This window comes from Buchnera aphidicola (Thelaxes suberi) (genome assembly GCF_964059005.1).
GTDB classification, from domain to species: domain Bacteria; phylum Pseudomonadota; class Gammaproteobacteria; order Enterobacterales; family Enterobacteriaceae; genus Buchnera_I; species Buchnera_I aphidicola_C.
On record NZ_OZ060389.1, the window covers coordinates 330,241 to 342,182 of the forward strand.

The following is an 11,942-nucleotide window of genomic DNA, read 5'->3' on the forward strand; positions in this document are numbered from 1 at the left end:
ATATGTTTTTAACATTTATATATAATTTTTGTTATAATATATTTTTATTATACAATTAAATTATAAAATAAAATCATGTCTATAAAAATCATACACACTAAAAAATCACCACATCCAATTGGACCTTATAATCAAGGAATACAAATTAATAATATTCTTTTTATATCTGGTCAAATACCAATTGATACAAAAAATAATACTATACCTGATGATATAGCTCATCAGACTAAAATAGTTTTATTAAATATTGAATCAATATTACATAAAGCTAATTTTTACGTTAAAAATATTGTTAAAACAACAATATTTTTAACAAATATTCAAAATATACAGCAAGTTAATAATATCTACACATCTTTTTTTGAAAAGCATAATAGTAATTTTCCTGCAAGATCTTGTGTTGAAGTGAGTAAATTACCAAAAAATGTAGAAATAGAAATTGAAGCAATAGCTATAAAATAATTATTTTTAATAATACAAAATAATTTGTATAAATATGCCACTAAGTGGCATAAAATTAAAAATAAATTCGATACATTTAATCCATTATATTTTAAATACATATTAAATATTTTTTTTACGAACAGTATTTTTATTGTCACTATTACGTCTAATATTAGACCGGCGTGTTATATATGTATTTCTATTTCTTATAGAAGAACGATAATCTTGCAATAATTTAATGTTAATAGGTTTATTAAAAATACGAGTTCGTTTACAACTTAATAGCAATGTTTTCGAAATTCCTTTAGGTAGCTCTATAGTAGAATAAGATGAAAATAATTTAATATTTCCTATTTTACGACTTGGTATATTTGCTTCATTTGCTATAGCACCTACAATATGTCTTACTTCTATTCCATCATCTCTTCCTACTTCAATTTTATATAAATCAATTGATTCTAAAAATTTTTTATCTCTTCGAGTGTGTCTAAATTTTTTTTGATCACTGCTATGAAATTTGTCTTTTAAATACGAATCTCTATAAATTTTTCTTTTTATATCAGGAGCGATAATTAAAGGCCTTTCTCCTTGAGCTATTCTTAATAATGCTGCTGATAAATTTAATAAATTCATTTCTTCTTCTATAGGATAAATTTTTGGTAGTAAACTTTTATATTTATCTAAATCAATACTATTAAGATGAATTTTTACTTTTTCAGAAAATTTTTTTAATCTTCGTTTTGTTAATAAATCTGAATTAGGAAGTTCAACTTCTTGAATTTTAGATTTAATAATACGTTCTATGTTTTTTAATAAACGTCGTTCTCTATTTTCTACAAACAACAAAGCGCGTCCAGTTCTTCCAGCACGTCCAGTTCTTCCAATTCTATGAACATATGATTCTGCATCCATAGGTATATCATAATTAATTACTAAACTTATTCTATCAACATCTAAACCTCTAGCTGCAACATCAGTAGCAATTAAAATATCTAATTTGCCATTTTTTAATCTATCTAAAGTTTGTTCTCTTAAAGATTGGTTCATATCTCCATTTAATGCAGCGCTATTATATCCATTTTTTTCTAATGCTTCAGAAACTTCCAACGTAGCATTTTTTGTTCTTACAAAAATAATAGTTGCAGAAAAATCTTCCGCTTCCAAAAAACGAATTAATGCGTCAGTTTTTCTTCCATATACAATCCAAAAACTCTGTTTAATATCAGGACAATTTTGTATATTTGTTTGAATTCTAATTTCTTTTGGAAATTTCATAAAACGACGTGTAATTCTACGAATGGCATCAGGCATAGTAGCAGAAAAAAGAGCTGTTTGGTGATTTTTTGGAATTTCACGCATAATAGTTTCAACATCTTCTATAAATCCCATTCTTAACATTTCATCCGCTTCATCTAGTACTAAACTACGTAAATAAGATAAATTTAATGTAGTTCTTTTTAAATGATCCAGTAAACGTCCAGGGGTTCCTACTACAATTTGAGGGCCTTGTTTTAAAGCTTTTAATTGTAATTCGTATCTTTGACCTCCATATAAAGCTAATACATGAATTCCTAACATATATTTTGCAAATAAAGAAAAAGATTCTGCAACCTGTACAGCTAATTCTCTTGTAGGAGCTAATACTAAAATTTGAGGTTGTTTCAATTCAATTTTTATATTTTGCAATAAAGGCAATGAAAAAGCAGCTGTTTTACCGCTACCTGTTTGAGCCATTCCCAAAACATCATTACCTTTTAATAATAAAGGAATGCATGCTTTTTGTATAGGAGACGGTTCAACGTAATTTAAATCATTTAAAGCTTGGATAATGTGATCAGTTAAACCAAATTGTAAAAAAGTAGTGTTTTCAATACGAGTCATGTAATACGAAAGCCTCTTAATTTAAAGAAGGGCCAGTTTACATAACTCATTATGATAATATTATTTATTTTCATTGAAAAATGTGAACTGGCTCAAAGAAAGATAATGTTACGAAAAAGTAATTCAACACATTAATAAGTATTAATAACAATAACACGTAAAAAATAAATATTTAAAAATATTAAAAACATAATAATTTTTATTTAAATAAATAATTTTATTTCATTTAATAATTATTTTAATTTTTTATTAAAATAATTATTTTAAAATATTATATATATAAATATACATTTATTTATTATTAAAAATAATAAATATTATATGATAAAAATTATAAATTTAAAATATATCTGTTTATTTTAAAAATAGCTAAACGCTCTAATACCTACTTATAATAAAGTATTAAATAATCAACATATGAATAATTAAATGAAATAAAATAATAAATAAATTTTATGAACTTTTTTTAGCCTCCTTAATACTTAATCGAATCCTTCCTTGACGATCTAACTCTAAAACTTTAACTGAAACAATCTGATTTAATTTTAAAAAATCTGTTACTTTATTAACTCTTTTTTCTGCAATTTGTGAAATATGAACTAAACCTTCTTTACCTGATCCTATGGATACAAAAGCTCCAAAATCAACAATACGAGTAATTCTTCCTGTATACATTTTTCCTATTTCAATTTCAGCTGTAAGCTCTTTAATTCTTCTAATAGCATGATTTGCTTTTTCTTCAATAGAAGAAGAAATTTTGATAGTACCATCATCTTCTATCTCAATAATAGTTCCTGTTTCTTCGGTCAGCATTCTTATAATAGAACCACCTTTTCCGATGACATCTTTTATTTTTTCAGGATTAATTTTAATGATATAAATACGAGGTGCAAATTCAGATATAGCGCTTCTAGGGGAGCTAATGGATTCCTTCATTGCTTGTAAAATATGTAATCTAGCTTGTTTTGCGTGATCAAGGGCAATTTGAATTATTTTACTAGTTATTCCTTCTATTTTTATATCCATCTGTAAAGCTGTTATACCCATATCAGTTCCTGATACCTTAAAATCCATATCTCCTAAATGATCTTCCTCTCCTAAAATATCTGTAAGAATAATATATTTATTATTTTCTTTAATTAAACCCATTGCAATTCCAGCAATAGAAGATTTAATAGGCACTCCCGCATCCATTAATGCTAAAGATGCCCCACAGACAGAAGCCATAGAAGAAGAACCATTTGATTCAGTAATTTCGGAAACAATACGAACAGTATAAGGAAAATCATTAATAGTTGGCATTACTGCTAATAAACTTCTTTTTGCTAATTTACCATGACCAATTTCTCTTCTTTTAGGAGAACCTACTATACCAGTTTCTCCAACTGAATATGGAGGAAAATTATAATGAAAAATAAAGTTATCAGTGCGATCTCCAAGTAATTCATCTAAATTTTGTGCATCACGAGCTGTTCCAAGCGTTACTGAAACCAATGCTTGCGTATCCCCTCTAGTAAATAGAGATGATCCATGCGTTCTAGGTAAAATTCCAGTACGTATATCTAATTTTCGTACTATATTTTTTTCTCTTCCATCTAATCTTAAATATCCTTGCATTAGTCGGTTTCTGATAGTATTTTTTTGAATTATGCACATAATGTTTTCTATTTCAAAAATACTATAATCATTTTCATCTTGAATAAAGTCAGTAATGATATCTTTTTTTATTTCTTCTAATCTTATATTTCTATTTTTTTTATTAGTTATTTCATAAGTATCTAAGATACGTTTTTTATATTTTTCTTTTATTTTTTGATATAAAATCAAATTGTATTGCGGAACTAATTGATATTCAAAAGCACATATAGTTACTTTATTAATAAATGAATGTATATTTTTAATAAGATCTTGTTGCGCATTATGGCCAAAAATAATAGCATTTAAAATTTCTGATTCAGTTAAAATATTTGCTTCCGCTTCAACCATTAAAATAGCTTCTTTTGTGCCTGAAACTATTAAATCAAGTGTACTGTTTTTTATATTATTAACAGAAGGATTTAAGATATATTTATTGTTAATATAACCTATTCTTGCAGCTCCAATAGGCCCATTAAATGGTAATCCTGAAATACTTAATGCAGCAGATACACCTATCATTGCTACAATGTCAGGATTAATTTGAGGATTGACCGAAACAACTGTGGCTATTATTTGCACTTCATATAAAAATCCAGGGGGGAATAATGGTCGAATAGGTCGATCTATCAACCTTCCTATTAGGATTTCATTTTCACTAGGGCGACCTTCTCTTCTAAAAAATCCACCAGGAATTCGTCCAGCTGCATAAGTTCGTTCTTGATAATTTATCGTTAAAGGGAAAAAATTTTTTTCTAAATCCTGAGATATTTTTTTTTGGGCGACTACTGTGACTAAAACAGAAGTATCGTTCATAGTTACCATAACAGAAGATGTTGCTTGACGAGCTATCATACCTGTTTCTAAAGTAACTGTATGTAATCCATATTGAAATGTATGAATAATGGGATTTATCAAAACAATATCCTTATATATACTTTTTATCAAAAAATAATAATAAAAAGCTATTAATTATAATTTAATTATTTTTATAATATTTATAATATTAAATTTTTTATAGTAAAATAACATTTATTTTCTTAATTCTAACTTTTTTACTAATAATGTATAACTTAACGGTTCTGTTGTTTTTAAATAATTTAATAATCTTCTTCTTTTAGCAACCATATTTAAAAGACCACGTCGACTACTATGATCTTTTTTATGCGTATGAAAATGCTCTTGTAATCTATTAATTTTAGAAGTTAAAAGAGCTATTTGTACTGAAGAATTTCCTGAATCTTTTAAATTTTTTCCAAATTGATTTATAATTAATTGTGTTTCAGAATGATTTAGAATCATTTTTATATTTCCTTTATAATTATTTTCTTAAACAGTATTTTATGCATAAATATATTGTATTAATATACATAATTATTACTGTTAAATAACAGATAAAAAATTTTTTAATAAATAATTTTTTTAGGATAAAGATAACCATCTTCTTTAATATTACCAATCCCGATAAATGATTTAGTAGTATTGTTGATAACCTTTACTATCCCTATATGTTTTACATTTATTGTCTTTATTTTGATACCATTTTTAAAGATAATCGATTGACTTATATTAATTACATATTCTGTTAAATAAGACAAGGGATGATCAATAGAAAGCAGCAAACTATCTAAAAATTTATATTTCTTTACTGTATTATCTCGATTTTGTTGTGAAATTATTTCTAATTTTCTTAATGTAACTGTGTGATTTAATGTATATTTTGAAAAACTAATTCTTCTTAAGAATACCACATGAGCACAACAACCTAACATATCTCCAATATCATCAATCAAAGAACGAATATAAGTGCCTTTTGAACAAGATATTTTTAATGTTACATAATTTTTATATTGATTAACTAAAATAATTTCTTTTATAAATATTTTTCTTATTTTTTGGGGAGGGGTAATATTATTTCTTGCATATTTATATAATGGTATACCTTGGTATTTAACTGCAGAATATATTGGAGGAATTTGATACACCTCTCCAATAAATTTTTGTAAAATCATATTTATGTTTTTTAATAAATTATATGTAACAGTACGTTCTTTTATGATATATCCTTCAGAATCTAATGTTGATGTTTTTTGTCCTAATTTCAATATTACTGAATAAGATTTATCAGATTGAATCAAATACTCAGCAATTTTAGTTGCTTTACCTAAACAAATAGGTAAAATGCCTGAGGCAAGAGGATCTAATGATCCTGTATGACCAGCTTTATTTGCATTAAACATTTTTTTTACAATTTGTAAAACAGCATTAGATGAAAATCCGGAAGGTTTATCTAATAATATAATGCCATTAATATTACGTTTTAAAAAAAAACTTTTCAAATATAGAACCTTTTATTATAAATTTTGATATTGATTATTTATTTTATTTTTATTAATAATATTGGATATTGTTTCTCCATATTTAAGAGAGTTATCAAAATAAAATTTTAAATTGGGAGAAATTCGAATATTAATTTTTTTAGCAATTAAACACCGTATATACCCTGATGCACAGTTTAATATTCTTAATATTTGATTCATTTTTTTATCAAATTGATTATTGTATTGAACATTCGTATTATTAAATAATGTAATAAATATTTTAGCATGAGATAAGTCTTTTGAAACATTTACTTCAGATACAGTAATCATATAATCAATACGAGGATCTCTTATATACCTTTGTACAATACACGATAATTCTTTTTTTAATAGAGATGATATACGATGAGATCGAAAATTTTTTATATTTTTTTGTGTATAATTTATATTTTTCAAAAAAATTAACCTTATTGAATAAATTTTATTTTAAGATATTTAATCTTGAATATTACGTTGTACTTCTTTCATTTCAAATACTTCAATTATATCTTTAACACATATATCTTGATAATTTTTTACACCTATTCCGCATTCTATTCCATGATGTACTTCAGATACATCTTCTTTATATCTTCGTAATGATTCTAATTCACCTTCATATATTACTACATTATCTCTTAACACTCTAATTGGATTATTACGCTTAACAATACCCTCTATAACCATACATCCTGCAATCGAATTAAATTTAGGAGATTTAAAAACGTTACGTACTTCTGCTAATCCTAAAATTTCTTGTTTATACTTAGGAGATATCATGCCGCTCATTGCATTTTTGACATCATTAATTAAATCATATATTACTGAATAGTACCTTAAATCTAAGTTTTCTGTTTCAATGATACGTTTAGAAGAAATATCAGCTCTTACATTAAAACCAATTATAATAGCATTTGAAGCTATTGCTAAAGATGTATCTGTTTCTGTTATTGCTCCAACTCCTGATCCAATAATTTTTATTTTTACTTCATTATTAGATAGTTTTTCTAAAGATTCACATATTGCTTCTAACGACCCCTTTACATCTGATTTTAAAATAATGTTTAATGATGAAAAAGCGCCTTCTTTTATGTTTTCAAAAATATTTTCCAAGTTTAATCGACGATTTTTTCCTAATTTAAACTCTCTATCTTTTGATAATTTATATATTGCAACTTCACGCGCTTTTTTTTCGTCATGTACAACATTTATTTCATTTCCAATTTCAGGTAAGGAAGAAAATCCTAAAATTGATACAGGAATAGAAGGCCCAGCTTTACTTACATTTTTTCCTAATTCATTCTTCATTGCTCGAATTTTACCATATGAACTTCCTGATAAAATTACATCGCCTTTTTTTAGAAGACCTTCTTTAATTAATATTGTTGCAATAGGACCTTTTCCTTTATCAAGATATGATTCAATAATAACACCATGAGCCATACCTTTATGAGCAGCTTTTAGCTCTAACATTTCTGCCTGTAATAAAATTGCATTTAATAAAATATCTATTCCTTTTCCTGTTTTTGCTGATATAAGAACAAAAATATTTTCTCCTCCCCATTCTTCTGTAACTACTCCATGCTGCATTAAAGTCTGTTTAATTTGATCAATATTCAAAACATTACGATCAATTTTATTGATTGCTACTATAATTGGTACTTTAGCTGCTTTTGCATGTTGTATTGCTTCTAATGTTTGTGGTTTTACTCCATCATCTGCTGCAATAATTAAAACTACAATATCTGTAATTTTAACCCCTCTAGATCTCATTGAAGTAAAAGCAGCATGACCAGGAGTATCTAAAAAAGTAATATTTCCCTTAGGTGTAGATACGTTATATGCCCCTATATGTTGAGTAATTCCACCTGCTTCGTTATAAGCAACTTTAGTTGATCTAATAAAATCTAATAAAGATGTTTTTCCGTGATCAACATGCCCCATAACAGTAACTATAGGAGCTCTTGTTTCCACCATTAAATTATGATTTATAATACGATTTTGCATTAATTTTTCTTCTAAATCATTATCATTGTGAATAATGACTTTATGACCCATTTCTTCTGCAACTAATTGAGCTGTATCTTGATCTAATATTTGATTAATTGTAGCTATTATACCTAAATCCATCATTTTTTTTATAACAATTGCACTTTTTACTGCCATTTTATTAGCTAATTCAAAAACTTTAATATTCTCTCCTATAAATATATCTTTATTAATAACATTAATAGGTTTTTTAAATGCTTGTTTTAATGATTTCAATTTACTGTTATTTCGATTTTTTTTATTTCTTCTAATGTTATTTTTTACCAATTCTTGACCTTTATTAAATTCTGTAAATTTGTTATTTTTTTTTGTTCGAAAATTATTAATATTACGTATACGTTGTGGTTTTATGGTTTGTGAATTTATATTTTTTTCATGATCATTATTTTTTTTTTTTATAAGAACGTTGTTTTTTTTGTGAAACAAATGATTTTGAAACACATTTGTACTATTTTCTTTTTTTTCATTAGTTAAATTTCTTTTTTTATCTAAAAATTTATCCGTTTTTTTTATAAAAACATCTTTTTTAATTATTTTTTTATCTAAATTTATAAGATGATTGTTATCATTTTTATTTTTGATGATGGAATTATTATTTTTTTTTATTTTTATATTATTATCAAATTTTGTATTTTGTAATTGATTATGTAAAATATTGTTTTTATCAATATCATTATTTTTATTAATTACTTTTTTATTTATAACCTTATTATTTTTAGTAGAACTACTATTTTCTATATTACAAAAAATTTTTTTACTTTTAAAATAAGTATGTTTTTTTCTTATTTCAATTAAAACTTCTTTACTTTTTCCTCCTGTACCAACTATATTCATAGTGCTTTTTATCGCACGTTTTAAACTTAATGTTTGTAACGTGCTGTCTTGATTATTTTTTAAATAATCTAATAAAATTTTTTTTTCTTCTTCTGTAACATAATCATTGTCTTGTTTAAAAATGCCTATTTTAGAAAACTGACTAATTAATTCAGATACTGAAATATTCATATTTTTAGACATTATTGTAATATTATTTTCTTTCATGAATTATTTTTCCTTATAATTAAAAGTTTTTACTAAACCAACATATATTACGTGCTTGCATAATTAAATCTCCTGCTTTTTCAGATGTCAAACCTTCAATATCAATTAAATCATCTATACTTTGATCAGCTAAATTTGATAAAGATTTAATTTTTTTTGATAATAATTGAAAAGCTAATTCTTTACTCATTCCATTTAAATGTAATAATTCTTGAATTGGTAATTCTTTTTCTAAATTTTGTATTCGTTCTTTTTCTAATATTTTTATATTTTCTTTTGCTTTTGTACGAATATTTTTTATTTGCTCTTCATTCATTCCATTAATGTTTAATAATTCTTTAAAAGGAACATAAGCAATTTCTTCTAACGAAGAAAAACCAGAATTGATTAATAAATCTGAAGTTTTATCATCTATTTCTAAATATTTATTAAATTTTTTTTTCGTAATTAATGTTTCTTTTTGATGTTTTTCATCCAAATCACTTGTAGTCATAACATTTAACTCCCATCCGCTTAATTGTGAAGCTAATCGCACATTTTGACCATTTCTTCCAATAGCTTGAGCTAAATTTAAAATATCTACTGCAATATCCATTGATTTGTGATCTTCATCTACAATAATTGACACTACTTCAGCAGGAGACATTGCATTAATTACAAATTGAGCTGGATTATCATCCCATAAAACAACATCAATTCGTTCTCCACATAGTTCACTAGACACAGCTTGTACTCTAGCTCCACGCATCCCTACACAAGCTCCAACTGGATCAATACGTTTATCATTAGTCATTACTGCTATTTTTGCTCTTGATCCTGGATCTCTTGCAGCAGCTTTAATCTTAATAATTTTTTCTCCAATCTCAGGAACTTCAATACGAAATAATTCAATTAACATCTCTGATTTAGATCTACTAATGAATAATTGAGCCCCTTTTAATTCAGGATTAACATCATACAAAAATCCCCGAATTCGATCTCCTGGACGAAAATTTTCTCTTGGCAACATATCTTCTCTAGGTATGATACCTTCAGCATTATTTCCTAAATCTAGAATTATACATTCTCTAGTATTCTTTTTTACTATTCCAGTAATTATTTCTCCTATTCGTGTTTTAAATTGTTCAATTACCATTAATCTTTCAGCTTCTCTTACTTTTTGTACTATAACTTGTTTAGCAGTTTGAGTTGTAATACGGTTAAAAGCGATAGAGTCAATCGTATATTCCATATAATCATATAACTTCAAAGAAGCATCTTCAAACTGAGCCGCTTCTAAAGTAATTTCTTTCGTAGGATGAACTACTTGTAAAACAATTTTCCATCTCCTAAAAGTATCAAATGTGCCATTTTTTCTATTTATACTAACCCTAATATCTATATCTTGATCATAATTTTTCTTAGTAGCTGTTGATAATGCAATTTCTAATGCTTCAAATATTTTTTCTCGAGGTAAGGATTTTTCATTAGAAACAGATTCGACTACAGATAAAATTTCCTTATTCATAACAAGCATCCTCCATCTAAATTGTTATATAAAAAATTTTTATAAATATTTTTTTTAAACTATAATTTAATTAATTATAAAAATATAATAATGATAAAAATTGCTTTAACGTATTAAATATATTAGTAAGTATATTTAGTATGTAATATAAACGTATTAAATACATTTTTATATAATAAAAGCCCCTAAACCGCAGGAGCTTATTATATGAATCAAATTTTTATAAAAAAATATTTTTATATATTTTATTTGATTATTAGTATCTTTAGATGTTTATTTAACAAAAAATTTTATAAAAATTATAAAAAATACAATATTCATACCGAGGATGGGATTTGAACCCACATGCTTCAATTGAAGCACTACCCCCTCAAGATAGCGTGTTTACCAATTTCACCACCTCGGCATTATTTTAATAAAAATATATAAAAAAAATAATTTTGTTATATTTGATCAATATTTTTACATATTATAAATAATAAAAATTACTTTTTTTTATTTTCATTTTCTTTTTTTTGCATTTGACTATAAATATTATCATTTTTTGATAATAAAATATTTTTTTCTTGTTGATAAATATTAATTCTACATAAAAATATTGTTGTTATAAAAAATATAAAAGCACATATTCCTGTAAAAATTACAACAAATTTATTTCTATTAGGGTTTATTTTTAATAGATTCATAGAAGCGTTAGCGCTACCATAAAATGTTGTATTTTCATCTTTTCCAGATTGCATAATAATTAAAAAAATTAACACTAATGATATAAAAATAAAAGAAATTAAAATTAAATGATTCATAAAAATACTCAATTTTTATAAATTATTAGATATTATATAAAATTTATCTATAAAAAATTAAATTTGTATATATTAATAAATTTGTTAAATTTTCTATTTTTAAAAAAAAATTTTGTTTATTAATTATAAAAAATTTTTAAATATAAATAATTATATATTTTATATATTAAATATAATTAAATTTGTTATTTACATATTATAACGATTTATATTTAGTATAAC

At 24.6% G+C, this 11,942-nt stretch carries 9 protein-coding genes and 1 tRNA gene; 1 reads left to right on the plus strand and 9 read right to left on the minus strand.

Annotation, left to right across the window (positions count from 1 at the left end):
- Positions 1 to 75 precede the first annotated feature (75 nt).
- A complete protein-coding gene (locus tag AB4W61_RS01485) occupies positions 76 to 462 on the plus strand; it encodes a Rid family detoxifying hydrolase (protein WP_367678765.1) in 387 nt (128 codons plus the stop codon).
- Positions 463 to 564: 102 nt separating this feature from the next.
- Here AB4W61_RS01485 and AB4W61_RS01490 read toward each other — a convergent pair whose 3' ends face one another.
- The 9 genes from AB4W61_RS01490 to secG form a co-directional block, all read right to left on the minus strand.
- Positions 565 to 2,325 carry a DEAD/DEAH box helicase gene (locus AB4W61_RS01490; protein WP_367678766.1) on the minus strand — a complete coding sequence of 587 codons (1,761 nt, stop codon included), beginning with the start codon at positions 2,323 to 2,325 and terminating at the stop codon, positions 565 to 567.
- Positions 2,326 to 2,778: 453 nt separating this feature from the next.
- Positions 2,779 to 4,878, minus strand: a complete 2,100-nt coding sequence (gene pnp / locus AB4W61_RS01495; RefSeq protein WP_367678767.1) for a polyribonucleotide nucleotidyltransferase — start codon at positions 4,876 to 4,878, stop codon at positions 2,779 to 2,781.
- A gap of 114 nt (positions 4,879 to 4,992) precedes the next feature.
- A complete protein-coding gene (gene rpsO, locus AB4W61_RS01500) occupies positions 4,993 to 5,262 on the minus strand; it encodes a 30S ribosomal protein S15 (protein WP_367678768.1) in 270 nt (89 codons plus the stop codon).
- A 104-nt stretch (positions 5,263 to 5,366) separates the two neighbouring features.
- On the minus strand, positions 5,367 to 6,299 hold the full coding sequence (truB, locus tag AB4W61_RS01505; RefSeq protein WP_367678769.1) for a tRNA pseudouridine(55) synthase TruB: 933 nt from the start codon (positions 6,297 to 6,299) through the stop codon (positions 5,367 to 5,369).
- Positions 6,300 to 6,314: 15 nt separating this feature from the next.
- The gene (gene rbfA, locus AB4W61_RS01510; protein WP_367678770.1) at positions 6,315 to 6,737 is read right to left on the minus strand and encodes a 30S ribosome-binding factor RbfA; all 423 of its coding nucleotides are present in this window, start codon (positions 6,735 to 6,737) and stop codon (positions 6,315 to 6,317) included.
- Positions 6,738 to 6,776: 39 nt separating this feature from the next.
- Entirely contained in the window at positions 6,777 to 9,410 is a 2,634-nt protein-coding gene (gene infB / locus AB4W61_RS01515) for a translation initiation factor IF-2 (protein WP_367678771.1), read from the minus strand.
- Between the two features lie 19 nt (positions 9,411 to 9,429).
- Positions 9,430 to 10,917, minus strand: coding sequence for a transcription termination factor NusA (nusA, locus tag AB4W61_RS01520; RefSeq protein ID WP_367678772.1), 1,488 nt, complete (start codon positions 10,915 to 10,917; stop codon positions 9,430 to 9,432).
- Between the two features lie 320 nt (positions 10,918 to 11,237).
- A tRNA-Leu gene (locus AB4W61_RS01525) sits at positions 11,238 to 11,323 on the minus strand.
- A gap of 79 nt (positions 11,324 to 11,402) precedes the next feature.
- The gene (gene secG / locus AB4W61_RS01530; RefSeq protein WP_367678773.1) at positions 11,403 to 11,720 is read right to left on the minus strand and encodes a preprotein translocase subunit SecG; all 318 of its coding nucleotides are present in this window, start codon (positions 11,718 to 11,720) and stop codon (positions 11,403 to 11,405) included.
- Between the last annotated feature and the right edge of the window lie 222 nt (positions 11,721 to 11,942).

Coding starts and splice junctions, on each gene's coding strand:
- AB4W61_RS01485 (WP_367678765.1), top strand. CDS start 76: ATGTCTATAAAAATCATACACACTAAAAAATCACCACATCCAATTGGA.
- AB4W61_RS01490 (WP_367678766.1), bottom strand. CDS start 2,325: ATGACTCGTATTGAAAACACTACTTTTTTACAATTTGGTTTAACTGAT.
- rpsO (WP_367678768.1), bottom strand. CDS start 5,262: ATGATTCTAAATCATTCTGAAACACAATTAATTATAAATCAATTTGGA.
- infB (WP_367678771.1), bottom strand. CDS start 9,410: ATGAAAGAAAATAATATTACAATAATGTCTAAAAATATGAATATTTCA.
- nusA (WP_367678772.1), bottom strand. CDS start 10,917: ATGAATAAGGAAATTTTATCTGTAGTCGAATCTGTTTCTAATGAAAAA.
- secG (WP_367678773.1), bottom strand. CDS start 11,720: ATGAATCATTTAATTTTAATTTCTTTTATTTTTATATCATTAGTGTTA.